A 24385-nucleotide genomic window follows, 5' to 3' on the forward strand; every position below is an offset into this window, starting at 1 on the left:
GCGGACAGCCCGGCTCGCCATGGCCGGGCACGAATCCGCCCGGCAGCCAGCCCGGCTCGGCTCCCCCTGCCGGACAACCCGGCTGGGCGCCCGGTGCCGATGCGACCCAGGTCGCGCCGTGGTCGGGGGCGAACCCGCCCGGCGGCCAGCCCGGCGCGACGCCCGCAGGCGGTCAGCCCGGACCGACTCCCCTTGGCGGACAACCCGGCTCCGCCCCCGGCGCCGATGCCACCCAGGTCGCGTCCTGGTCCGGCACGAACCCGCCCGGCGGGCAGCCCGGCTCGCCGTGGCCCGGCGCGAACGCCTCTGGCGTACAGCCCGGCTCGCCGCAGACCGGGGCGGATGCGACGCAGGTGGCGCCGTGGTCGACTCCGACTCCGCCTCTCGCGCAACCCGGTTCGCCGTGGGTGCAGCCGGGTGCTGACGCGACTCAGCTCCGGGCTCCCGGGGCGGGGTGGCCGGGGGCGCCGCAGCCTGAGCAGCAGCAGTGGGGTGCGCCCGGGGCGTCGCAGCCGGATCAGCAGCAGTGGGGTTCCCCGCAGTGGAATGCTGGTGTGGGGCAGGCGAATCAGCAGTGGGGGCAGGGTGCGCCCGGGTGGCAGCAGCCGCAGCAGCAGTACGGGGAGGTGCCGCCGCTCGAGCAGTACGGGGGGCAGGCGTACGGGCAGCAGGCGTATGGGCAGCCGGTGCCGGTGAAGTCCGGTAGCAAGGCGGTGCTGTGGACGGTGCTGGGGGTGTCGGCGGCGCTGATCGTGGCGGGCACCGTCACCGCCGTCGCCATGTCCGGTGGCGATTCGCCCAGCACCACCGCCAACGCCAGCACCACCCCGTCGATGGTCAGCGCCCTCACCACCACCGGCGCGCCGCCGACCACGAGCAAGGCCAAGCCGAGCACCACCACCAAGCCGAGTGGCGCGGCCGCCACCGTCAAGCCCGTCATCGAGGGCTACCAGGTGGTCGCCTCGCCGGACCGGGGCGCGGCCTATGACGTGCCGCCGAGCTGGAAGGTCGCCAGCGAGGGCACCATCGGTGGATTCGGCGAGCCGCCGGGCGACTCCGTCATCGGCAAGGGCTACGCCTCCGACGGCCGCGACTACTGCCCCGACTCCACCCGCACCGTCTCCCTGCTCACCGGCTCGAAACAGGCCGACAACGCCGCCGCGGGCGCCGAGCTCGGCACCAAGACCGCCCCGCTCGCCTACAACGGCTCCACCGGCACCCCCGGCCCCGCCCAACCGCTGACCTCCATGGACGGCAAGACCCAGGGCATGTTCACCGAGACCACCGGCACCGTGCCCCACCCCAAGCCCGGCTGCGCCAGCACCTACTCCATCTACACCTACGCCTTCAAGGGCACCAAGGACGGCAGCTTCGTCATGGTCATGGTCGCCGACACCGGCGTCCCCGACGCCGTAGACGCCGCCCTCGCCAAGCGCATCTTCAGCTCCATCCGCCCCCTCTGACCCCCACCTGACCAGCCAATTTAACGTTTCACACCACCTCGTTGTAAGCTACTTCAGGTTCGCCTCACGGGGTGTGGCGCAGCTTGGTAGCGCGCTTCGTTCGGGACGAAGAGGTCGCAGGTTCAAATCCTGTCACCCCGACGTGTTGGTTGAGACACAGAAGAGCCCCCGGTCAGTTCACTGATCGGGGGCTCCTCGTATTTCCGGGGTTAGTGGTCGGCGGTGTCCGCGTGTTTGGCGTGGAGGGCGGCTCGGCGGGCGGCGGCTCTGGCCTCGTGGCGGGCGGTGGACGCCGCGGAGCGGCGGGGGTTGGTCGGGGTGATGGGGGCCGGGGGTTCGGGGGGTGGGCCGAACAGGCGGGTGCGGAGGTGGGTGAGGGCGGCGCTGGTGGCGTCCCAGGTGATCGAGGCGAGGCAGAGCAGGGCGAAGGCGACGGCTGCCCAGAAGAACAGTTCGCCGAAGAGGTTGTTGGCCAGGAGTTTCAACACCGGTCCCCGAGAGTTGTCGCGGCGTGGCCGCGTTGGTCGGAACCGGAGGATGTTACCGGTCAGACGCCGTCGCTGCGCGGGGAGTGACTTTCGCGGAAGGTGCCTTCGGTCGCGGGGTCGTCGAAGGAACAGTCGCGTTCCAACGGGTTCGGCCAGTAGATGGTGATGGCGATGATCGCGATCAAGGCCAGGACCAGCAGCGCGATGGCGGAGGTGGTCATGATGTCGCCCTTCCGGGTGAGCCGAGTGGAGAACACCCGTATCGCAGTCTGCCCGAGGACATGTTCGGTCGGTGTTGCCCGCGTGTTCGGGCTTTGTTGCCGATTCCTCGCCGCCCTCGCGCACGTCGGTGAGGGAGCGCTTACCTGCCGATAACTTTCGGACATTCCGAGGAAACCGCAGGCCAATAGCGTATACAGGCATGTCGACATCAACGGAGACACCGCCGGGCGCCACCGGAAAGCCACTGCGGGAGGTGGTCTACGCGACGCTGCGCGACGACCTCATGAACGGGGGCATCAAGTTCGGCGAGCGCCTCACCGAACCCAAACTGTCGGCCCGCTTCGGCATCTCCCGCACGCCGGTGCGGGAGGCGCTGGCGATGCTGTGCTCGGACGGGCTGCTCCAGCGTGAGGAGTTCGGGTTCAGTCCGGTGCGGCCCAGTGTGGCGCGCATCCACGATCTCTACGAGCTGCGTCTGACCCTGGAACTGGGCGGCATGGCCAGGGTGATGAACAATCCCGAGCTCTCCCACGACCGCGAACAACTTCGGGCCGAACGGGCCCGCTGGCTGGCTTTGCAGGCGGACCCGCCCGAGCAGACGCCGGGGTTCGTGGTGGTCGACGAGGAATTCCACGTCGCGCTGCTCGCCGCGGCGGGCAATGCCGAGATGGTACGGGCCCTGCAATCGGTGAACTCCCGGATCCGGCATGTCCGGATGTACGACTTCATGGTCAACAACCGCATCGAGACGACGATCTCGGAGCATCTCGGCATTCTCGACGCCGTCCTCGACGAGGACCTGCCCCTCGGCCGCCGTCTGCTGCACACCCACATCGGCGATTCGCTGGATGTGGTCCTCGACCGGATCTCCCGCGCGATCGCGGCGATGTCGATGGCCGACTGAGCCGCACAGAGAGCGAACAATCATGAACCTGCACTTCGACACGGTGCTGATCGCCAATCGTGGCGAGATCGCCTGCCGCATCATCCGTTCCGCGCGCGAGCTCGGCCTGAAGACCGTGGCCGTGTACTCCGAGGCCGACGCCGCCGCACCGCATGTCCGGCTCGCCGACGACGCCGTGCTGCTCGGTCCCGGCCCCGCCGCGCAGTCGTATCTGCTGGCCGATCGGGTGGTGGAGGCCGCGCTGCGCACCGGCGCGGGCGCGGTCCACCCGGGTTACGGATTCCTTTCCGAGAACGGTGAATTCGCCACGGCGGTGGCCGAAGCGGGGCTGGCCTTCGTGGGCCCGACGGCCGAGCAGCTGAAGGTGTTCGGCGACAAGCACACCGCCCGCGAGGCGGCGCGCTCCGTGGACGTGCCGCTGATCCCCGGTTCGGGACTGCTCGAGTCCGCCGAGCACGCGGTGGCCGAGGCGGAGCGGATCGGCTACCCGGTGATGCTCAAGGCGGTCGGCGGGGGCGGCGGGATCGGGATGCAGGCCTGCCACGACGCCGACGAGGTGACCGCGGCGTTCACCAGGGTGCAGCGCCTGGCCGCCTCGAACTTCGCCGCGGCGGGGGTGTTCCTGGAGCGGTTCGTCACCCGGGCCCGGCACATCGAGGTGCAGTTGTTCGGTGACGGGCAGGGCCGGGTGGTGTCGCTGGGCACCCGGGACTGTTCGCTGCAGCGGCGCAATCAGAAGGTGCTGGAGGAAGCGCCAGCGCCGGGCCTGCCCGAGGAGCTGACCGAACGCCTGCTGGCGACCTCGCGCCTGCTGGCCGAGTCGGTGCACTACCGCTCGGCGGGCACCGTGGAGTTCGTCTACGACATCGAGCGCGAGGCGGCCTCGTTCCTGGAGGTGAACACCCGGCTACAGGTGGAGCACCCGGTCACCGAGGCCGTCACCGGCGTCGACCTGGTGGCCTGGATGCTGCGCCTGGCCGGTGGTGACACGACCATGTTCGACGATCTTCCCGCGAGCGGGCCCGCGCTGACCGGGCACGCCGTGGAGGCCAGGGTGTACGCCGAAGATCCCGGTCAGGACTACCGGCCCAGCGCCGGGCTGATCACCGAGGCGCGTTTCCCGGCCGGAGCCAGGGTCGACACCTGGGTCGCGACCGGCACCGAGGTGTCCTCGTATTACGACCCGATGCTGGCCAAGATCATCACCAGCGGACCCACCCGTGCGGCCGCCTTCACCGCCCTCGACCACGCGCTGGCCGACACCGCGCTCTCCGGCGTGCAGTCGAACCTGGCGCAATTGCGCACCGCCGCCGTGGATTCCGTGGTACTCGCGGCCGAGCACAGCACCGCGACGCTGGCCGGGATGACGGTGGCGACCCGCCGGATCGACGTGCTGCGCGCGGGCACCATGACCACCGTGCAGGATCATCCGGGCCGAATCGGGTTGTGGCAGGTGGGTATTCCGCCGTCCGGCCCGATGGACGACCTGTCGTTCACCCTCGCCAATCTGGCCGTCGGCAACCCGGCCGGTGCGCCCGGACTCGAGTGCACGCTCCAGGGACCGAAGCTGCGGTTCAGCGCGCCGACGACGCTGTGCGTCACCGGCGCCCCCGCCCCGGTGACGGTCGACGGTGCCGAGGTGCCGATGTGGACGCCGCTGGAGGTGCCCGAGGGCGCGGTGCTCGATCTCGGCGCGCCCGCCGACACCGGCCTGCGCACCTACCTGGCGATGCGCGGTGGCATCGACGCGCCGCTCTATCACGGCAGCGCCGCCACCTTCACCCTCGGCGGGTTCGGCGGCGTCACCGGACGGGCGCTGGCCGCCGGTGACGTGCTCGCCCTGCGGCCCGACACCACCGCCCCGACCGCGCCCGTGCCGCTCGAGCGCCGCCCCGACTTCACCCACGCCTGGCAGCTCGCCGTGGGCGAGGGGCCCCAGACCGCGCCCACGTACTTCACCGACGACGACATGCGGCAGTTCTACACCAGCGAGTGGCAGGTCGGCGCGCACGCCAATCGCACCGGCATCCGCCTCGACGGACCCAAGCCGGACTGGTCGCGGACCGACGGCGGCGACGCGGGCCTGCACCCGTCGAACCTGCACGACAACCCCTACAGCGTCGGCGCGCTGAACGTCTCCGGTGACACCCCGATCCTGCTCGGACCCGACGGTCCCAGCCTCGGCGGCTTCGCCTGCCCGCTCACCGTGGTCTCGGCCCAGCGCTGGAAACTGGGACAGCTGCGCCCCGGTGACACCGTGCGGTTCGTCCCCGTCGATGACACGGACGCGGACGCGCTGCGCGCCGACCCGGTGGCGCGGGCCCGGAACACGGTGCCGGACAAGGGCGTCGCGCTGCGTGACCGTGGCGTCCTGCGCGTCACCGAGGCCGACGACGACCGGCCTCAGGTGGCCTATCTGCGCGGCGGCGACGACAACATCCTCGTCGAGTACGGCCCGATGGCACTGGATCTGGGTCTGCGGATGCGGGTGCACGCGCTGTCGGAGGCGCTCGCGGCCACCGGCCTGCCCGGCATCGTCGACATCACCCCGGGCGTGCGGTCGCTGCACATCCACTTCGATCCCGAGGTGCTGCCGCGATACCGGCTGCTGGGCACCCTCGCCGAGCTCGAGGAGGCACTGCCCGCCACCGGCGCGCTGGTGGTGCCGAGCCGGACCATCCGGCTGCCGCTGTCGTTCGACGATCCCTCCATCGCCGAGGCGATCGACCGGTACCGCAGCGGCGTCAGGGACACCGCGCCGTGGCTGCCCTCCAACACCGAGTTCATCCGGCGCGTCAACGGCCTCGACAGCGTCGAGCAGGTGCGCGAGACGGTGTTCTCGGCGGAGTATCTGGTGCTCGGGCTCGGTGACGTGTATCTCGGTGCGCCGCTGGCTGTTCCGCTCGATCCCCGGCATCGCCTGGTGACCACGAAATACAACCCGGCGCGCACCTGGACCCCCTCGGACGCGGTCGGCATCGGCGGCAAGTACCTGTGCGTGTACGGGATGGAATCGCCGGGCGGCTACCAGCTGATCGGACGGACGGTGCCGATCTGGTCGGGGTATCGCCAGAGCGCGCCGTTCGAGCAGGGCACGCCCTGGCTGTTCCGCTTCTTCGACCGGATCGTCTGGGAGCCGGTCGATCCCGGGCAGCTCCTGGAATACCGGGCCGCCGCGCGGGCGGGCCGGTTCGAGGCCGAGGTCACCGAGGGCAGTTTCGCGCTCGCCGATCATCTGCGCATGCTCACCGACCAGGCCGACTCGATCGCGGAGTTCGAGGGCAAGCAGGCCGCCGCCTTCGCGGCCGAGCGCCAGGCCTGGCACGAGGCGGGCGAATTCGAGCGGGTCGGTGCGATCGAGCCGGTGGTCGAGCTCGCGGACGACCCGCTGGCCGGGATGCCCGCCGACGCCACCGTCGTCGCGGCCCCGATGACGGGCAATGTGTGGCGCGTCGATGTGACCGAAGGCCAGCGGCTGGACCCGGGCGCCACCGTCGCGGTGCTCGAGGCCATGAAACTCGAACTGCCGGTGACCGCACCGGATGGTGGCGTCGTGCTGAAAGTGCTTGCCGCACCGGGTGCCAAGGTGGAACCCGGAACCCCTCTCGCAGTGATCGGAGTCGACTGAGATGACCGCTGGACTACCCGAGAAGACCCCCGCGTCGCCGACCGACCGGGTCGCCGCCGCGTACCGGCGGATCGCCGAGGTGGACCGGCCCGAGGTGTGGATCACCCTGCGGCCCGAGGCGGAACTCACCGCCGAGGCGGCCGCGCTGGAACAGCGGATCGCCGCCGGGGCGCAGGCGCCGCTGGCCGGACTGCTGGTGGCGGTCAAGGACAATGTCGACGTCGCTGGCCTGCCGACCACCGCCGCCTGCCCCGAATTCGGCTATCCGGCCACCGAGACGGCGACCGCGGTCGCCCGGCTGGTCGAGGCGGGCGCGCTGGTGCTCGGCAAGACCAATCTCGATCAGTTCGCGACCGGGCTGGTCGGCACGCGTAGCCCGTACGGCGCGGTGCGCAACGCGCTGGATCCCGCGCTGATCTCCGGCGGGTCGAGTTCCGGTTCGGCCGTGGCCGTCGCGCTGGGCATCGCCGATATCGCGATCGGCACCGACACCGCGGGCTCGGGCCGGGTGCCCGCCGCGCTCCAGGGCATCGTCGGTATCAAGGCGAGTCTCGGGGTGATCCCCGCGCACGGTGTCGTGCCCGCCTGCGCGGACTACGACGCGGTCACCGTGTTCGCCGCCGATCTGGCACTCGCCGTCGAGGCCGCGGCGACGATGGCGGGCCCGGAATCGCGCGACTCGCGCGGCCGCGCCTGGCCCGCCGACGTGCGCCTGGCCGCCGCCGCGCAGCCCACCGTGGCCATCCCCCGCCCGGCCGACCTCACCCCCCTGAGCCCGGCCTATCGCATCGCCTTCGCCGACACCGTCGCCGCCCTGCGGGATCAGGGCGTCGAGGTGCGCGAGATCGACATCTCGCCGCTGCTGGACGCGGCCCGGCTGCTCTACGACGGCGCCATCGTCGCCGAGCGGTACGCGGCCGTCGGCGCGTTCGTCGACAAGGGCGCCGACGGTCTCGATCCCACGGTGGCCGGAATCATCAGCGCGGCGGGGCAGCTGGACGCGTCGTCCTTCGCCGCCGACCTCGACACCCTCGCCACGGCGAAAGCCGCCGCGGCGGAACTCCTGACCGGCTACGACGGCCTGCTGCTCCCGACCACCACCGAGCACCCCTCGATCGCCGAGGTGACCGCCGACCCGCTGACCGTCAATCGCCGCCTCGGCACCTACACCAACTTCTGCAACCTGCTCGACCTCGCCGCCGTCGCCGTCCCCGGCACCCCCACCGCCGACGGACTGCCCTTCGGCGTGATGGTCGTGGTCCCCACCTTCGCCGACCAACTCGCCGTCGACCTGGCCGCCCGGATCACCGGCACCCCCGCGCCCCTGCTGGTCGACACCGGCGTCCCCCTCGCCGTCTTCGGCGCGCACCTGCGCGGCCAGCCCCTGCACTGGCAGCTCGAACAGCTCGGCGCCCGCTTCGCCGGGGAGATCACCACCAGCGACGCCTACCGCCTGACCGCCCTGGACACCGTTCCGCCCAAGCCCGGCCTGGTCCGCCACGGCGAGGGCCTCGGGGCCCCCATCCGGGGCGAACTGTTCCTGGTCTCCCCCGGCGGACTCGGCCGCTTCCTGGCCGAACTGCCACCCCCGATGGCGTTGACCAGCATCGAGCTGGCCGACGGCCGCTCGGTGGTCGGCTTCGCGTGCACCTACGACGCCGCGATCACCGCCACCGACATCACCGAGCACGGGGGCTGGGTGGCCTACCTCCACCGTTGACGACCGGGCCGGTCACCCCTCGTTCGGACCGGCCCGGTCGGCATACCCCGCGACACTGCTGGAACATCGTCGGTCCAGTCCTTCGGCGTGGTTACCGTCGGCAGTGATTCTTCAGCGTCTGGAAGAGCCACCTTCTGGGCTGCACCGCCGGGTCCGTCCGGTCACCCCTCGAGACCGGTCGGACCCGGATGTTCCGGTGTCTGGAAAAAGGATGCGACGGCGGTCTCTAGAGGTTCTTAAGAACAACTTGTCGCCCCGGAGCGTGATCTCGAGGATGATTGGGGGACCGATCACAAGAGGGAGAACGACGATGGACACGTTGGTCGTCTGGCTGCTGGCCAGCCTGCTCTACTGGTTCAGCAACTTCTGAGCCGCACACTTCGAGGCAGGGCCGCTCCAGGGCGGACCTGCCTCCCGCACGTAGCGCGCGTCACATCCGGGGCCCGGAATTATTCGGTGGGGACCCTCGTTGAACCCCCTGTCGGCGTCCGAACAGCCCCGGGCCTCACCCCATCTGTCGCTTCGAGCGACCACTCGCCGAGAGGCGCTTGTGGGGCGCCGACACCCTGACGGGCCACCCACGCGGTGGCCCTTCGACTCCGAACGCCGCCAGGTCACCCTCATCGACCTGGCGGCGTTCCTCGTCCCCGGGTGTTGCGGGGAGGTGAACATTCCGCGTGAACAGGGGATCGAGCGGCCCCGCTTTACGGGTTACGGCAGGTCCGGGGGTCTACCCTCGCCCGCATGGGGCAGCGCAGGGGATTTTTCGTGGGAACAGTTGTGGCGGTTGTGGCCTCGGCGAGTCTGTTCGCCGGACCGGCACCGGCGGCGCCCGGCGGCTCCACCTCCTGCGCGGTGACCTCCGAGCGTGAACTGCAACGAGCCAGCCCCGAACAGGTCGGCCTCGATCCGGGCAAGCTCGAGGAGGCGCTGCAGTTCGCCGCGACCCGCAATCGGCTCAATGTCCAGGTGTTCCGGCACAACTGCCTCGTCGGGGAGGGGCTGCGCAACCACGAGACCGGCAATGTGGCGTGGAACATCTGGAGTGTCACCAAGTCGGTGGTGTCGCTGCTCGCCGGGATCGCCTCCGATCAGGGGAAACTCGATGTCGCCGCGCCGATCGACCGGTATCTGCCGCCCGGTCTCGGTGACGCCGCGCACCGCTCGATCACCGTGGAGAACCTGCTCACCGAGACCTCCGGGATGAAGGTCGGAGTGCTCAGCGAGGGCATCACCGCAGTGATCCCGGTGGACCCCAACTCGGCGGTGCAGGCGCTGGCGGTGGAGCTGACCAACCCGCCCGGCACCACCTTCAGCTACAGCCAGCGCAATGTCGACCTGCTGTCGTATGTGATCGAGCTGGCCGTGGGCGAACCCCTCCAGGACTTCGCGCAGCGGCAGCTGTTCGACCCGCTGGGCATCCCGCGCTCCGACTACTACTGGGCGCGCGACCGTTCCGGCCACACCTACGGCTACGCCCACCTCATGCTGCCGCCCAACGACCTGGCCAAGGTCGGCCTGCTGGTCACCAATGACGGGCAGTGGGGCGGCACCCGGGTGATCTCCTCGGACTACCTGCGCCGCGCGCGCACTCCCTCGGCGACGAATCCCTGCTACGGGTATCTGTTCTGGGTGGGTGCCGACTGTGCGGAGTCACCGGACTTCCTGCCCGCCGACACCTTCTTCATGTCGGGTCTGGCCCTGCAGAACGTCTTCTTCATCCCCAGCCTCGACCTGACGGTCATGTGGACCGGCACCTTCGGCAACCAGTCCGCCTACGGGGCCAGCGGGGTGATCGCGCACCCCGAGGAGCTGCCGCACGAGTTCTTCCGCAGGCTCTTCGCCGCCTTCACCGATACGCCGGTGCCGACGGCCGCGCCGTATGTGGAGCCGCCGCTGGACTTCGACGCGGCCAAACTCATCGACTCGGAGATCCTGCTCGCCGTGTTCGGCGTCGGCCCCGGCGCCTATCCGGGCTGCACCGTGTTCGCGTGCCTCAATCAGCCGCTGGCCGCGCCCTTTTCGAGTATTCCGCCGGGGTGTGCCGTGCTGGTCTGCGTGGGCAACGACCCGCGCACGCCGGGCATCCGGTAGACGACGCAGGCCGGGCCGTCGTGGGACGGCCCGGCCTGGCAGACGGTGTGCTCAGCGGTTGTTCAGCAGCACTTCCGCGATCTGGATGGTGTTGAGCGCGGCGCCCTTACGCAGGTTGTCACCGGAGATGAACAGCGCGAGGCCGCGGCCGTTCGGGGCGCCCGGATCCTGGCGGATGCGGCCGACCAGCGAGTCGTCCTGGCCCGCGGCGGCCAGCGGGGTGGGCACGTCGACCAGGCGCACGCCCGGTGCCTTGCCCAGCAGCTCACGCGCCTGCTCGACCGAGATCGGCTCGGCGAACTCGGCGTTGATCGACAGCGAGTGCCCGGTGAACACCGGCACGCGCACGCAGGTGCCGCTGACCAGCAGGTCGGGCAGGCCGAGGATCTTGCGGCTCTCGTTGCGCAGCTTCTGGTCCTCGTCGGTCTCGAACGAGCCGTCGTCCACCAGCGCACCGGCCAGCGGGATGACGTCGAACGCGATCGGCGCGACGTACTTGTTCGGCGCGGGGAAATCCACGGCCGACCCGTCGTGCACCAGCTTCTCGGCGTCGTCGGCGACGGCGCGGATCTGCGAGGCGAGCTCCTCCACCCCGGCCAGGCCCGAACCCGACACGGCCTGGTAGCTCGACACGATCAGGCGCTGCAGGCCCGCCACGTCGTGCAGCGGCTTGAGCACCGGCATCGCGGCCATGGTGGTGCAGTTGGGGTTGGCGATGATGCCCTTGGGCAGGGTGCGGGTGGCCTCGGGGTTCACCTCGGAGACCACCAGCGGCACATCGGGGTCCTTGCGCCAGGCCGAGGAGTTGTCGATGACGGTCACGCCCGCGGCCGCGAAGCGCGGCGCCTGCACCCGCGACATGGTGGCACCGGCGGAGAACAGCGCGATGTCCAGACCCGACGGGTCGGCGGTCTCGGTGTCCTCGACGACGATCTCGCCGCCGCGCCACGGCAGGGTCTTGCCCGCCGAGCGCGCCGAGGCGAAGAAACGCACCTCGTCGGCCGGGAAGTTCCGCTCTTCGAGCAGCTTGCGCATGACGGCGCCGACCTGACCGGTCGCGCCGACGACGCCTACACGTACACCCATTGCTTAACGCCCCGTTCCGCCGTGGACGACGGCGGCCTCGTCGCCGCCGAGATCGAAGGCCTTGTGCAGCACCTGCACGGCCTCGTCGAGTTCGGTGTCGCGCACCAGCACCGAGATCCGGATCTCCGAGGTGGAGATCAGGTCGATGTTGACGCCCGCGTTGGCCAGCGCCTCACAGAAGGTCGCGGTGACGCCGGGATGCGACTTCATGCCCGCGCCGACCAGGGAGACCTTGCCGATGTGGTCGTCGTAGAGGACCTGCGCGAAACCGATCTCGTCCTGGCGCTTGGTGAGCATCTCCACCGCGCGGGCGCCGTCGGTCTTGGGCAGGGTGAAGGTGATGTCGGTCTTGCCCGTGTCGACCTTGGAGATGTTCTGCAGCACCATGTCGATGTTGATCTCGGCGTCGGCCACCGCGCGGAACACCTTGGCCGCGTAACCCGGCTCGTCGGGCAGGGCCACGACGGTCACCTTGGCCTCGCTGCGGTCGTGCGCGACGCCGGTCAGGATTGCCTGCTCCACGGGAATGTCCTCCATCGATCCGAAAACTGTGGTGCCGATCTTGTCGGTGTAGGACGACCGGACATGAACGGGAACGTTGTAGCGGCGCGCGTACTCCACGCAGCGCAGCATCAGCACCTTCGACCCGCAGGCCGCCATCTCCAGCATCTCCTCGTAGGAGATGTTGTCGAGCTTCTGGGCGTCACCGACGATGCGCGGGTCGGCGCTGAAGATGCCGTCGACGTCGGTGTAGATCTCGCAGACGTCGGCCTTCAGCGCGGCGGCCAGGGCGACGGCGGTGGTGTCGGAACCGCCGCGACCCAGCGTGGTGACGTCCTTGCTGTCCTGGCTCACGCCCTGGAAGCCCGCCACCAGCACGATCTGGCCGTCGGCCAGGGCCTCCTGGAGGCGGCCCGGGGTGACGTCGATGATCTTGGCCTTGCCGTGCGCGCCGGTGGTGATCACGCCCGCCTGCGAACCGGTGAACGAACGTGCCTCGGCACCGAGCGAATGGATCGCCATGGCCACCAGCGCGTTCGAGATGCGCTCACCGGAGGTGAGCAGCATGTCCATCTCGCGGGCGGGCGGCGCGGGGGCCACCTGCTCGGCGAGATCGAGCAGTTCGTCGGTGGTGTCGCCCATGGCCGAGCAGACCACGACCACGTCGTGGCCCTGCTTCTTGGTCTCCACGATCCGTTCAGCGACGCGCCGGATCCGCTCGGCGGTGGCCACCGAGGATCCTCCGTACTTCTGAACAACGAGAGCCACGGCAATGGTCCTTCACGATCGGGAATCGAGCTGCTATCAGCGACCAAGAGTACCGGCCGCCGGACACCGGATCCGCCGCTACCTCCCCACCCTGTGGAAAACGACACAGGCTTGTCACCTGTGGCTGACCACCGGAATCAGCCCCGCTCGAACCAGGTGACCTGCGTGCCGTTGTCGAATTCCTTGCGCCGCACGGGGGTGAACTGTGTCGGTTGGAAGACGCCCCCGAACACCGAGACACCCGACCCCGCGACCACCGGATAGCTCTTGAGGATCAGCTCGTCGATCTCGCCGAGCAGCTGACCGGCCAGGTTCCCGCCGCCGCACAGCCAGATGTCGAGGCCGTCGCGCTGTTTGAGCTCGCGCACCAGCTCGACCGGGTCCCCGGCGAAGATCTCGACGCCCGGGTGGTCGGCCTGGCTCAGCGACTTCGACACGATGTACTGCTTCATGTGCTGGAACGGGCTCTCGACGTGCTCGCCCGGGAGGATGTAGGTGCCCCGACCCATCAGCACGGTGTCCCACTTCTCGGCGGGCAGATGCGGGTCGAGCCCCACATGGGGACGCACATGGGTGGGCATGGCGTCGAGGAACTCGGCACTCATCCATTCCACGTAGCTGGGCGGGGTCGGATAGAAGTCGACCTCCCCACCGGGGCCCGCGATGTAGCCGTCGAGGGAGACGCCGATGTAGTAGACAAGCTTTCGCATGGGTACCGCCTCAGTTGTTGTACTCTGATTGAAGTGGTTTGAACGTAGTACTACGAATGGAGTGGTGTCAAGTGCGGACTAATCCGGAGCGGCGTCAAGCCCTGTTGGACGCGGCGATCGAAGTCCTGGCGGCCGAGGGCGCGCGCGGGCTGACCTTCCGCGCGGTGGACAAACAGGCCGGGGTTCCGGCGGGCACGGCGTCGAACTATTTCGCCAATCGCGACGAGTTGCTGACCCAGGCGGGCATCCGCTTCTACGAGGTGATCCAGCCGACCGAGGAAGCGATGGCGCTGGTCAGCAACGGGCCGAGGACCAAGGAGCACATCACCATGCTCATGCGCGAGGTGGTGGGACGGCTCGAATCGCATCGCACCGCCTACCTGGCCCTGCTCGAACTGCGCCTCGAGGCCACCCGGCGCCCGGAGCTGCGCGCGGTGCTCACCGAGCGGGTGCGCGCCGACGTCGAGTTCAATGTGCGCAATCACCTGGCATCCGGAATGCCCGGCGACGCCGACTCGGTGCTGCTGCTCTATCTGGCGCTGAACTGGCTCGTCGTCGAACACCTCACGCTGCCCGGAATCTTCACCGAGGAACAGAGCCTGGCGCTGATCGAAACGGCCGTCGAGCGGGCGATACCCGGCTGACCCGGTCATTTGTCCAGACCATAGACGTGTTGACGATCACTGGTACAACTGTGCACAATCGGGCGCGAAGACAGCGGGGGTTCGGAGGATAGACACAGATGCGCTCGAAGATCGACATCCGATTCACCGTCGAAGCCGATATCGACCAGGTCATGGACGCGCTGCTCGCGGTCGACCGGATGGCGGAATGGTCCACCTCCTACAGCGATGTGCGAGTCGGCCCCCGCGACGCCGAAGGCAGGCCACGCCGGGTCTTCGTCACCGCCCACTTCATGGGTAACTCCGACTCCCAGGTGCTCGAGTACACCTGGGAACCGCACCGGGTCACCTGGGACGTGGCCGACAGCAGCCGCGGCTCCAAGGGCCACGGCTGGTTCGACCTGCTCGAGAGCCCCGAGGGCACCGAGGTCGACTACCACGTCGAGCTCCAGCTGCCGCTGCCGATCCCGGGCATCCTGTTCAACCGGTCGCTGCGCAAGGTGCACGACGAGGCGGTCACCAACTTCATCGACTTCGCCGAGCGCTATCCCGAGACCGAGGGTTACGCCGTCGGCTGACGTTCCCGGCGCGCAGCCCGTCCGAATGCGACGATGAGCGCCATGATCGGTACACGACGGCCGCGGTTCCGGCCGGTCACCGCGGACTCCTCGGTGACCCAACTCGAACTGTTCTTCGACCTGGTGATCGTGTTCGCCTTCACCATGGTCACCGACCTGGCCGCGCACGACACCACCGCCGTGAACGCCCTGCGCGCGGTGCTGGTGCTGGCGCTGATGTGGTGGCTGTGGATCGCTTACTCGTGGCTGGGCAATGTGGTGCGCGCCGACGAGGGACCGGCGCGGGTGGGCATGTTCGTCGCCATGGGCGGCGCGTTCCTGGCCGCGCTCACCATTCCCGAGGCGTTCACCGACATCCCCGGCGGCTGGTTCGGGCCGCTGGTGTTCGCCATCGCCTACCTGATCGTGCGGCTGGTGCACGTGGCGCTGTTCTGGGCGATCAGCGCCGACGACGCGCAACTGCGCGGGCAGCTGCTGCGCTGGGCGCTGGGCTCGATCACCGTGGGCACCACGCTGCTGGTGGTGGCCGCGATGACCTCCGGGGTCGTGCAGATCGTGCTGTGGATCGCCGCCATCGTCGGGGACATGGTCTGGACCTGGGCCGCGGGCACGGACTGGCGGATCAACTCCGCCAAGCACTTCGCCGAACGCTACGGGCTCATCGTCATCGTGGCGCTGGGCGAATCGATCGTCTCGATCGGCATCGGCGTGGCCGGGCTGCCGATCTCCTGGCCGATCGCGGTGGGCTCGATGCTCGGGCTGGCGGTCTCGGGACTGCTGTGGTGGCTCTACTTCGACGTCGCGGCGATCTCCATCGAACACGGCTTCGCCCGGGCCACCGGCGCGCGCCAGATCAAGATCGCCCAGAACAGCTACACCTATGGGCATTTCCCGATGATCGTGGGCGTCATCGCGCTCTCGCTGGGACTGAAGAAGGTGCTGTACTACGTCGGCGACTCGTCACATCACACGCTCACCGACGCGCTCTACGGCATCCCGCTGGGCGCGCTCTACGGCGGGCCCGCGCTGTTCCTGCTCGGCGTGGTGGTGGCGAAATACTGCGCGGTGGGCGAGGTCTCGATCGGACGGCTGGTCGTCGCGGTGGCACTGTTCGCGCTGATCCCGGTGGCGGCGAACCTGCCCGCGCTGGCCTCGCTGAGCGTGCTGTGCGCGCTCCTGGCCGGGCTGGTGATCTGGGAGACCGTGCGCTACGCGCAGCCGCGCGACCGCATCAGACACGCTTGATCTGACCGAGGTGGTGGCGCACGCCGTGCTCGGCGGGCGTCGCGCCACGATGCGAGGGCGGCACCCGGATGCCCGCGCGCACGGCGTCGTTGATCTGGTCGAGGTTCTCGCGCAGCATGTCGGCGACGAGTTCGTCGGTGCGCGGGTCGTCGAGCAGTTGGCGCAGCATGCGGTACACGGTGTCGGCGACGAGCCGGATGATGTCGTCGTGGAACGGGATGTAGCGCAGCTTGCCGGTCTGCGGGTCGTTCTTGATCAGGTCGATGATCATCTGGTCGATCTCGGCGTGGTTCTCCTCCAGCGCCGCGGCGATGTTCTGGGTGTAGTGGCCGGTGCGCAGCACCTTGGAGACCTCGTCGAGGATGGCGATCGTCATCGGGCGCTTGATCACCTCGACGATGGTGCCGACGAACCGGTTGACGATCGTCGCGGTGACCCGCTCCCCCAGCGCCCGGTCGGCCACCCGGCCCAGCCGCAGCAGGATCACCACGATCCGGAACAGCCGGAACCCGCGGAAGATCGGGCTGGTCACCGGGATCATGCCCAGGACCTCGTACCAGTAGACGAACGGGAAGGTCCACGGCCAGCCCGCCCGGCGCCAGCGCCACAGGAACTCCAGCGCGAACACCGCGCAGATGCTCCAGTCGACGACCACGATCGCGTGATAGGTCGAGCCGGAGACCGGGAAGAAGGTGATCCACACGACCAGCGCCACCGAGATGATCGCCAGGATCAGCATGAACACGTCGGTGCGCAGCGAGGGAGTCTTGGACCGCACGTCCGGCAATGCCTCGACCCGCTCGATACCCGGTGGGACCACCCGTGCTCCTGCTGTCTGGCGGCCGGGGCCGCGGTGTCGGGGCCACGCGGCCCGGCTCGAGGTCGGCCGGTGGCCCGGCGCTGCTGTTGCCCACGCTAATTGCTCGCCCGCCGCGGCGCGGGGAGTTACGCGTCAGCCGCGCAGGATCGCCTCGATATTGCGTTCGGCCAGCGCGGTGATGGTCAGCGAGGGGTTCACCGTCGCGGTGCTGCCCGGAATCGCGGCGCCGTCCATCACGTACAGGCCCGGATGACCGTGCACGCGGCCGTAGCCGTCGGTCGCTCTGCCCAGCACCGCGCCGCCGAGCGGATGCGCGGTGAAGCGGGCATTGGCGTCGTAGCCGAGCACGCCGTACTCGGCCATCGCGCCCGCCCGTTCGGCGATGCGGTGATCGACCGCGCGGGCCGCGTCGACCACACCGCGCTGGGTCTCGGCCGCCCAGTTCAGGCCCACGCCGCCGGAGGCCGCGTGGTAGCCGAAGCGGGCCCGGGTGGGGTCGAGGACCATGCCGAGCGAGGCCAGCGCGCCGGTCTCGAACGGGATGCCGGGGATGTACCAGTTCTCCAGCGTGAGCGGGACCGCCGACTCGTCGTAGACGCGGCTGGCGCTGGGCACGCCCTGGCCGTGTCCGGCCACCGAGCTCGCGCCGCGGGCCAGCACCACGTCACCGTTGGTGCCGAAGCCGTCGCCGATGTGCTCGTTGAGATTGGGCAGCGCGCCGGTGGCCTGGGCGCGGACCAGCAGTTCGGAGGTGCCCACCGAGCCCGCGCCGAGGAACAGCTTGTCGCAGGTCAGGGTGCGGGTGGCGAGGTGACGGCCGGTGGGGTCCAGTTTCGTCACGGTGACCACGAACTTGCCGTTGGCGTCCTGGGCGATGCTGTCGACCTGGTGGCCGGGGTACACCTGCGATTTGCCGGTCTCGGCGGCGTAGCGCAGGTAGTTCTGGTTCAGGTCGAACTTGGCGCCGTTGGAATTGCCCAGGTTGGAGCGGGCGGCGGTGGCCGAGGGGCGTGAGGTGCCCGCCAGCTCGGCGCGCAGCACGTCCCAGGTGAAGATCGAGTCGTTGGGCAGCGGCTGGTACCCGGCCGCGCGGACCTGGTCGTCCCAGGCGCGCGAGTGCGCGAACGGCTCGGAGTGGTAGATGTCGGCGGGCATGGTGTCCAGGCGCAGCATCTGACGCACCCGCGGGTAGTAGACGCGCTCGAGCTCGCCGTAGTCGACGATCCCACCGAAGACCTGGTCGAAGAGCCTGCGCTCGGGCGCCACCATCGCCCCGGTGAACACCACCGAACCGCCGCCCACCGCCGCGGCCCGCCACACGTCGAGCCCGGCGAACTCGGTGACATCGAGGACGCCGCCGAAGGAACCGAAGCTCATCGGCACCTTGGTGACGCCGGTGAAGCTGGTGCGATGCCAGAAGCCACGGCCGTCGGGCAGGTCGTCGCCGGTGAAGATCTCGCGCCACGGGTCGTTGGGCCAGCGCGAGCCGCGCTCGAGCACGGTGTTGGCGATCCCGGCCTCGGCCAGGCGCAGCGCGGTGACGGCCGCGCCGAAGCCCGAGCCGATCACGATGGCGGGCGAATGCGCGGGCGCGTCGGGAATCGGCGCGAAGATCTCGGGCACCCACGACTGGAACATCGCCTCGCGCGGATCGGCGGCCGCCGTCCCCGTCGTCAGGTTCGTTCCCACGGCCCCGGCGATCGTCGCCAGTCCCGCCGCCTTGAAGAAGGCACGTCTGTGCACCAGGCCACCTCCCTCATCACGCAATGGCCGAGCGCAGAATACCGCGTAACCACCGAAACGCCGGAGGTAGCGCGGACATTTGTCCTACATCACGAAGGGGCCCGCTCAGGCGGTGAGCAGGCGGATCACCGCGATGGTGCCCACCACCACGATCACCGCCCGCAGCACATTCGGCGGCAACTTACGGCCCACCCGCGCGCCCAGCTGTCCACCGATGATCGAGCCGACCGCGATCAACGCCACCGCCTGCCAGTTCACCTCGGCGATCACGATGAAGATGCTGGCCGAGACCGCGTTGACGATGAGCGCCAGCACGTTCTTCACCGCGTTGAGCCGCTGGATGTCCTCGTGCACGAACACCCCGAGCAGCCCGAGCAGCAGCACCCCCTGGGCGGCGCCGAAGTAGCCGCCGTAGATACCCGTGAAATACACCGCGACCAGCAGGATCGGCCCGCCGTGCGCGGGGGCGGGGGCGTCCTCACCCCGGCCCCGCTTGACCCAGGCGGCCAGTCGCGGCTGCACCACCACCAGGATCAGCGCCGCGATGATGAGCACCGGCACGATCGCCTTGAACGCCTCGGCGGGCAACACCAGCAGCAGCACCGCGCCGGTGATGCCGCCCAGCAGCGAGGCGGTGCCCAGTTGCAGCAGCCGCGACCGCTGCCCTTCCAGTTCGCGGCGATAGCCGATCACCCCGCTCACCGAGCCGGGGACCAAGCCGATCGTGTTCGACACGTTCGCCGTCACCGGCGGCAGGCCGAAGGCCAGCAGCGTGGGGAAGGTGATCAGGGTGCCCGATCCGACGATCGTGTTGATGCCACCGGCCGCGATACCGGCGACCAGGACCAGGAGCTGTTCCAACCAAGTCATGCGAGTTCCTTTGTGCCGTCTCGTCGGACGCGTTGGTCCGTACAAGCGTGCGTTTCGCTGAAACCGTACCGCCCGCTTACTACCGGCCGGTTTCTCCAGGCCGCTTACCCGCCCGCCGGTGCACGCGGTATCCTCGAAGGATCATGCAGCGGGCACTTCTTCTCGGCCGCCGCGACGGGTTCTGATACGGACCGGCTCCCGTCGCGGGGTTCCAACGCGCCGGTCGACCCGCTCCCACCTGGGAATCCACTCACATCCACGGAGAAACTTGCATGTCCTCGGCTGACGCATTCGTATCCGCTTCGCGCACCATCACGGCCCCCGGCAAACCCGCACCGGCCGACCAGCCCGCCTGGAACAACCAGAAGAACTCCTCGATGCCCGCGTTCCGGTATCGCCCCTTCGCCGAAGAGGTCGAGCCGATCACGCTGCCCGACCGCACCTGGCCGGACAAGGTCATCGACCGCGCCCCCGCGTGGTGCGCCGTCGACCTGCGCGACGGCAACCAGGCGCTGATCGACCCGATGAGCCCCGCCCGCAAGCGCCGCATGTTCGACCTGCTGGTGCGGATGGGTTACAAGGAGATCGAGGTCGGCTTCCCGGCCGCGAGCCAGACCGATTTCGACTTCGTCCGCGAGATCATCGAGGACGGCGCCATCCCGGCCGACGTCACCATCCAGGTGCTCACCCAGTGCCGCCCCGAGCTGATCGAGCGCACCTTCGAGGCGTGCAACGGCGCCCCGAACGTGATCGTGCACTTCTACAACTCCACCTCCATCCTGCAGCGTCGCGTGGTGTTCCGCGCCGAGCGCGACGCGGTGAAGAAGATCGCCACCGACGCCGCCGCGCTGTGCCTGGAGATCGAGCAGCGCTACCCCGACACCGCGTGGCGCTACGAGTACAGCCCCGAGTCCTACACCGGGACCGAGCTGGACTACGCCCGTGAGGTCTGCGACGCGGTCTCGGCGATCATCGCGCCGACGCCGGAGAAGCCGCTGATCATCAACCTGCCCGCCACCGTCGAGATGGCCACGCCCAACGTGTACGCCGACTCGATCGAGTGGATGCACCGCAACCTCGCCCGCCGCGACGCGATCGTGCTGTCGCTGCACCCGCACAACGACCGCGGCACCGCCGTCGCGGCCGCCGAGCTGGGCTACCAGGCCGGGGCCGACCGCATCGAGGGCTGCCTGTTCGGCAACGGCGAGCGCACCGGCAACGTCTGCCTGGTGACGCTGGGCATGAACATGTTCTCCCGGGGCATCGACCCGCAGATCAACTTCTCCGACATCGACGAGATCCGCCGCACGGTCGAGTACTGCAACCAGCTGGCCGTGGCCGAGCGTCACCCCTACGGCGGCGACCTGGTCTACACCGCCTTCTCCGGCAGTCACCAGGACGCCATCAACAAGGGCCTCGACGCCATGAAGGCCACCGCCGACGCGCAGAACGCCGACGTGGCCGACATCGTCTGGGAGGTCCCGTACCTGCCGATCGATCCCAAGGACGTCGGGCGCACCTACGAGGCCGTCATCCGGGTGAACTCGCAGTCCGGCAAGGGCGGCGTGGCCTACATCATGAAGACCGATCACGGGCTGGTGCTGCCGCGCCGCCTGCAGATCGAGTTCTCCCAGGCCATTCAGGCGATCACCGACGGTGAGGGCGGCGAGGTGACGCCCAAGGAGATGTGGGACGTCTTCGCCACCGAGTACCTGAACCCGATCCTGCCGCTCGAGCGCATCAAGCAGATCGTCACCGCGGCCGAGACCGACGGCGGCGTCGACTCCATCGTGGCCACCGTGAAGGTCGACGGCGTCGAGCAGGAGATCACCGGCTCCGGCAACGGCCCGCTGGCCGCCTTCGTCGACGCCATCGCCACCGTCGGCTTCGACGTGCGCGTCCTGGACTACAGCGAGCACGCCATGTCCGCGGGCGACGACGCCCAGGCCGCCGCCTACGTCGAGGTCGCCATCGGCGACAAGGTCGTCTGGGGCGTCGGCATCGCCACCTCCATCACCACCGCCTCCCTGCGCGCGGTCGTCTCCGCGGTGAACCGAGCCGCCGCCCGCTAGTCCGAGACACAACGAGGGCCGGGTCCGCCACCACACGAACCCGGCCCTCGCCATGCCACCACCCGACACGGAAATTAGCTCCGTGCTAGCGTTTTAACTGCACATTCAGGCCGACTTTCCTGCTCGAGCCGATCGAGCAAGTGGGGGAACTGTGACCAACAACGACCATAATCCGACCTCTCCGCCCTGGCTGCAGAGTCCGTCGGCTGACACGGCCGACGCTGCGTCCGGTACCGCCGGTGTGCAGACGGCGACCGACGACACTCTCGACAATGCCGGTGCCGCGACCGATTCGGCCGCCGAGCCCGCGGAAGCTCCGGCTCCGGAGCCCGCCGCCGAGCAGGAACCGCAGATCGGCCTCGCCGAGCAGACCGTGTTCCAGCCGGGCGGTTTCGTCCCCGGCCCGTTCGCCCCGCCCGGATACGCGGCGCCGGACCCGTATCAGAGTGGTGGCGCGCATCCGGTGGCCGAGCAGCAGCCGTGGCCGGGTCAGCCCGCGCCGGGCGCCGAGCAGCCGTGGCCCGCGCAGCCGCCGACCGGTGGCGAGCAGCCGTATCCCGGTGCGCCGCCGCAGTATCCGGGCGCCGAGCAGCAGCAGTTCCCCGGTGCCGGGCCGCAGCCGCAGTACCCGGGTGCCGAGCCGCAGGGCCAGTTCCCCGGTCAGGAGCAGCAGCCGCCGCAGGACCCGCAGGGTGAGCCGATCTACAGCTGGGCTCCCCCGCCGCCGCCCATGTACCAGCCGCCGACGCAGACCGGCATGCAGCCGGTGCCCGGTGGTCCCGGTCTGATGCCCGGTCAGCCCGCGCCCCAGCAGCCGGGTCAGCCGCAGTGGCAGGGCGGTCCGCCGCCGCAGCAGCAGCCGTTCCAGCCGCAGCACGTGCCAGCGCCCGGTCAGCCGGGGCATTCGGTCAACGACCTGAACCTGCTCAAGCGGGCCCGCAAGGCGCCGCGCAGCGGGTGGCGTCGGGCCGTGCACAAGGTCTCCGGCGGTGTGATCAACCCGGGTGAGTCCGCGGCCGATGTGGTGCATCGCGATCTGGCCGAGCGGGTCAACCAGCCGGTCCGCGGCGATTACCGGATCGCGATCCTCTCGCTCAAGGGCGGTGTCGGCAAGACCACCACCACGGTCGGCCTGGGCTCCACCTTCGCCTCGCAACGCGGTGACCGCGTGATCGCCATCGACGCCAACCCCGACCTGGGCACCCTGGCCCACCGGGTGCCGCGCCAGACCCGGTCGACGGTGCGCAACCTGCTCGAGGACCAGAGCATCACCCGCTACTCCGATGTCCGCGCGCACACCTCGCAGGCCCCGAGCCGCCTGGAAGTGCTGGCCTCCGAACAGGATCCGGCCGTGTCGGAGGCGTTCAGCGAGGCCGATTACCGCAAGGCGATCGGCATCCTGCAGTCCTTCTACAACATCATCCTCACCGACTGCGGTACCGGTCTGATGCACTCGGCGATGTCGGGCGTGCTGGACATGGCGAGTTCGCTGGTGCTGGTCACCTCGCCCGCGATCGACGGCGCGCGCAGCGCCTCGGCGACGCTGGACTGGCTCGATCACCACGGCTACAGCAAGCTCGTGGAGCGCACGGTCGTGGTGGTGAACGCCTCGCGGCGCGGCGCCTCGACCGTCGACCTGGACCAGCTGCGCAAGCTGTTCCTCGACCGCACCCGCGCGGTACAGATCGTCCCGTTCGACGATCACCTGGCCGAGGGCGCCGAGATCGACCTCGAGCTGGTCAGCAAGCCCACCCGGCGCGCGCTGCTCGAACTGGCCGCCATGGTGGCCGACGATTTCAGCTACCACGGGCAGCCGCAGTTCCAGCCCGGCCAGCCGTACCCGGGTCAGCAGCAGCCGCAGTACCAGCCCGGACAGTACTGACCGGACCCGGTCGCGGGCGGGTTCCTCGACCCGCTCGCGACCGGTCGTGTCATCCGGCGCCGACCGCCCGCGCCGCGGTCTCGAACGCGGCGAGCACGGTGGCGATGGCGGGCCGCCGATCCGCCTGCGGTCGGGTGACGATCTCGTAGATCCGTGCCGCCCGCACCCCGGCCAGCGGCAGCACCGACAGTCCCGGGTGCGCGACCGCCCAGCGCGGCATGAGCGCGACCCCGTAGCCCGAGGCCACCAACGTCTCGATCACCCGGAAATCGTTCAGCCGCTGCGCGATCCGTGGCCGCACGCCGGTGATGGTGGCGATCGATTCGAGCACGTCGTCGACGGGGAAACCGCCGCGCACGCTCACCCACGTCTCCTCGGCCAGTTCCTCGGCGCGCACCGACGCCCGCCCGGCCAGCCGATGACTCCGCGCCACCACCACATCGATCGGCTCCCGCATGAGCGCCCGCGCGGCGATGCGCGGACCGGCCAGCGAGGGCGCGCGTTCGTCGCGGTGGGTGAGCACGATGTCGTAGTCGGCCAGTAGTTTCGGCGCCGCGCTCGGCGGCAGGTCCTCGTCACCGGCGACGATCTCCACGCCGCTGTCCTCGAGCGCCGCGAGCACCGGCGGGAGCAGCAGCGCGGCGCCGGACGGGAACGAGGCCACCCGTACCTGTCCGCGCGGGGAGCCCCGGTAACCGGCCATCTCGGCGACGGCGCGGTCCATGGCGGCGAGCACGTCGTCGGCACGCAGCACCAGCGCCTGGCCCGCGTCGGTGAGCCGCACGCGGCGCCCGTCCGGTTCCAGCAGCGCGACGCCCGCCTCCCTGGCGAGCACCTTCAACTGCTGCGAGACGGCCGACGGTGTCATCGACAGCACCTCGGCCACGGCGGCGACGGTGCCACGGTCGGCGAGTTCGCGCAGGATGCGCAGCCGCTCGATCGAGAACATGAAGTAAATCTACGTTATC

At 69.9% G+C, this 24385-nt stretch carries 19 protein-coding genes and 1 tRNA gene; 11 read left to right on the top strand and 9 right to left on the bottom strand.

Going from position 1 to position 24385, the window contains the following annotated elements; genetic code table 11:
- The first annotated feature begins 554 nt into the window (after positions 1-554).
- Both QC180_RS01045 and QC180_RS01050 read left to right on the top strand, forming a co-directional pair.
- Positions 555-1463 (top strand): DUF8017 domain-containing protein, encoded by a 909-nt coding sequence (locus QC180_RS01045; RefSeq protein WP_278260637.1) that lies wholly within the window; start codon positions 555-557, stop codon positions 1461-1463.
- Between the two features lie 67 nt (positions 1464-1530).
- Positions 1531-1604: transfer RNA gene (locus QC180_RS01050), tRNA-Pro, on the top strand.
- A 68-nt stretch (positions 1605-1672) separates the two neighbouring features.
- On the opposite strand, the gene QC180_RS01055 is transcribed toward QC180_RS01050, so the two are convergent.
- The gene (locus QC180_RS01055; protein WP_278260638.1) at positions 1673-1951 is read right to left on the bottom strand and encodes a hypothetical protein; all 279 of its coding nucleotides are present in this window, start codon (positions 1949-1951) and stop codon (positions 1673-1675) included.
- A gap of 59 nt (positions 1952-2010) precedes the next feature.
- Positions 2011-2172 (bottom strand): hypothetical protein, encoded by a 162-nt coding sequence (locus QC180_RS01060; RefSeq protein WP_278260639.1) that lies wholly within the window; start codon positions 2170-2172, stop codon positions 2011-2013.
- 200 nt (positions 2173-2372) lie between these two features.
- Between QC180_RS01060 and QC180_RS01065 the strand changes: the two genes are divergently transcribed.
- From QC180_RS01065 to QC180_RS01080, 4 genes are all read left to right on the top strand, one after another.
- The gene (locus QC180_RS01065; RefSeq protein WP_278260640.1) at positions 2373-3077 is read left to right on the top strand and encodes a GntR family transcriptional regulator; all 705 of its coding nucleotides are present in this window, start codon (positions 2373-2375) and stop codon (positions 3075-3077) included.
- A 22-nt stretch (positions 3078-3099) separates the two neighbouring features.
- Positions 3100-6705, top strand: coding sequence for an urea carboxylase (gene uca, locus QC180_RS01070; RefSeq protein ID WP_278260641.1), 3606 nt, complete (start codon positions 3100-3102; stop codon positions 6703-6705).
- 1 nt (position 6706) lies between these two features.
- Entirely contained in the window at positions 6707-8425 is a 1719-nt protein-coding gene (gene atzF / locus QC180_RS01075) for an allophanate hydrolase (protein WP_278260642.1), read from the top strand.
- Positions 8426-9193: 768 nt separating this feature from the next.
- Positions 9194-10519, top strand: coding sequence for a serine hydrolase domain-containing protein (locus tag QC180_RS01080; RefSeq protein ID WP_278260643.1), 1326 nt, complete (start codon positions 9194-9196; stop codon positions 10517-10519).
- Between the two features lie 51 nt (positions 10520-10570).
- Here QC180_RS01080 and QC180_RS01085 read toward each other — a convergent pair whose 3' ends face one another.
- The 3 genes from QC180_RS01085 to QC180_RS01095 form a co-directional block, all read right to left on the bottom strand.
- Positions 10571-11605 carry an aspartate-semialdehyde dehydrogenase gene (locus tag QC180_RS01085; RefSeq protein WP_278260644.1) on the bottom strand — a complete coding sequence of 345 codons (1035 nt, stop codon included), beginning with the start codon at positions 11603-11605 and terminating at the stop codon, positions 10571-10573.
- Between the two features lie 3 nt (positions 11606-11608).
- Positions 11609-12874 (bottom strand): aspartate kinase, encoded by a 1266-nt coding sequence (locus QC180_RS01090; protein WP_278260645.1) that lies wholly within the window; start codon positions 12872-12874, stop codon positions 11609-11611.
- A 137-nt stretch (positions 12875-13011) separates the two neighbouring features.
- Positions 13012-13584, bottom strand: coding sequence for a dihydrofolate reductase family protein (locus QC180_RS01095; protein WP_278260646.1), 573 nt, complete (start codon positions 13582-13584; stop codon positions 13012-13014).
- A 71-nt stretch (positions 13585-13655) separates the two neighbouring features.
- On the opposite strand from QC180_RS01095, the gene QC180_RS01100 reads away from it, so the two are divergent.
- The 3 genes from QC180_RS01100 (at position 13656) to QC180_RS01110 (ending at position 16030) form a co-directional block, all read left to right on the top strand.
- Positions 13656-14228 (top strand): TetR/AcrR family transcriptional regulator, encoded by a 573-nt coding sequence (locus QC180_RS01100; RefSeq protein ID WP_278260647.1) that lies wholly within the window; start codon positions 13656-13658, stop codon positions 14226-14228.
- A gap of 98 nt (positions 14229-14326) precedes the next feature.
- Positions 14327-14785, top strand: coding sequence for an SRPBCC family protein (locus QC180_RS01105; protein ID WP_278260648.1), 459 nt, complete (start codon positions 14327-14329; stop codon positions 14783-14785).
- Between the two features lie 42 nt (positions 14786-14827).
- Positions 14828-16030, top strand: a complete 1203-nt coding sequence (locus tag QC180_RS01110) for a low temperature requirement protein A (RefSeq protein WP_278260649.1) — start codon at positions 14828-14830, stop codon at positions 16028-16030.
- Here QC180_RS01110 and QC180_RS01115 read toward each other — a convergent pair.
- The 3 genes from QC180_RS01115 to QC180_RS01125 all read right to left on the bottom strand — a co-directional run bounded on the left by QC180_RS01115 (position 16017) and on the right by QC180_RS01125 (position 19463).
- Positions 16017-16850: an ion transporter gene (locus QC180_RS01115; RefSeq protein WP_278260650.1), complete on the bottom strand. Its 834-nt coding sequence runs from the start codon at positions 16848-16850 to the stop codon at positions 16017-16019. The genes QC180_RS01110 and QC180_RS01115 overlap by 14 nt on opposite strands.
- 132 nt (positions 16851-16982) lie before the next feature.
- Positions 16983-18593 (bottom strand): GMC oxidoreductase, encoded by a 1611-nt coding sequence (locus QC180_RS01120; protein ID WP_278260651.1) that lies wholly within the window; start codon positions 18591-18593, stop codon positions 16983-16985.
- A gap of 105 nt (positions 18594-18698) precedes the next feature.
- Positions 18699-19463, bottom strand: coding sequence for a sulfite exporter TauE/SafE family protein (locus QC180_RS01125; RefSeq protein ID WP_278260652.1), 765 nt, complete (start codon positions 19461-19463; stop codon positions 18699-18701).
- Positions 19464-19735: 272 nt separating this feature from the next.
- On the opposite strand from QC180_RS01125, the gene leuA reads away from it, so the two are divergent.
- Both leuA and QC180_RS01135 read left to right on the top strand, forming a co-directional pair.
- Positions 19736-21535, top strand: coding sequence for a 2-isopropylmalate synthase (gene leuA / locus QC180_RS01130; protein ID WP_278260653.1), 1800 nt, complete (start codon positions 19736-19738; stop codon positions 21533-21535).
- A 241-nt stretch (positions 21536-21776) separates the two neighbouring features.
- The gene (locus QC180_RS01135) at positions 21777-23417 is read left to right on the top strand and encodes a MinD/ParA family ATP-binding protein (RefSeq protein WP_278260654.1); all 1641 of its coding nucleotides are present in this window, start codon (positions 21777-21779) and stop codon (positions 23415-23417) included.
- A 49-nt stretch (positions 23418-23466) separates the two neighbouring features.
- On the opposite strand, the gene QC180_RS01140 is transcribed toward QC180_RS01135, so the two are convergent.
- Positions 23467-24366: a LysR family transcriptional regulator gene (locus QC180_RS01140; RefSeq protein WP_278260655.1), complete on the bottom strand. Its 900-nt coding sequence runs from the start codon at positions 24364-24366 to the stop codon at positions 23467-23469.
- Positions 24367-24385: the final 19 nt, after the last annotated feature.

It is taken from the genome of Nocardia anocheti (assembly GCF_029675105.1).
GTDB lineage: Bacteria > Actinomycetota > Actinomycetes > Mycobacteriales > Mycobacteriaceae > Nocardia.